The organism is Neglectibacter sp. X4, from assembly GCF_009917365.1.
Lineage (GTDB): Bacteria > Bacillota > Clostridia > Oscillospirales > Acutalibacteraceae > Acutalibacter.
This window is the reverse complement of sequence record NZ_QWLE01000211.1, coordinates 1-788: the sequence shown is the minus strand read 5'-3', so window position 1 is coordinate 788 and position 788 is coordinate 1. Positions and strand designations below refer to the sequence as shown.

Genomic DNA, 788 nt, shown 5'->3' with positions numbered 1-788 from the left:
TTTGGAAAGGCAAACCGAAGAAGGTAAAAGTCCCGTAGACGAAATTGACAAGGAGCAGAGTGGATCCAGAGTAGGACCGGACACGTGAAACCCGGTCTGAAGCCGGGGGGCCCACCCCCCAAGCCTAAATACTACCCAGTGACCGATAGAGAATAGTACCGTGAGGGAAAGGTGAAAAGAACCCCGGGAGGGGAGTGAAAAAGAACCTGAAACCTTATGCTTACAAGCAGAGGGAGCGCAAGTGACCTCGTACTTTTTGTAGAACGGGCCAACGAGTTATGGTATGCAGCGAGGTTAAGGTGTAAAGCACTGGAGCCGAAGTGAAAGCGAGTCTTAATAGGGCGAGAAGTTGCATGCTGTAGACCCGAAACCGGGTGACCTATCCATGAGCAGGTTGAAGTAACTGTAAAAGGTTATGGAGGACCGAACCCATATCTGTTGAAAAAGGTTGGGATGACTTGTGGATAGCGGTGAAATTCCAATCGAACTCGGAGATAGCTGGTTCTCCTCGAAATAGCTTTAGGGCTAGCCTCACAGAAAGATACCCGGAGGTAGAGCACTGAATGTTCTAGGGGCCTTCACCGGTTACCGAAAACTATCAAACTCCGAATGCCGGAATATCATATGTGGGAGTCAGACTATGTGAGATAAGTTTCATAGTCGAAAGGGAAACAGCCCAGACCAACAGCTAAGGTCCCAAAATGTAAGTTAAGTGGAAAAGGATGTGGAGCTGCATAAACAGCTAGGATGTTGGCTTAGAAGCAGCCACTCATTTAAAGAGTGCGTAA

General features: G+C 48.2%; 1 rRNA gene. It reads left to right on the top strand.

The window, feature by feature from the left end:
• A 23S ribosomal RNA gene (locus tag D1841_RS17740) occupies window positions 1-788 on the top strand; the annotation flags it as partial.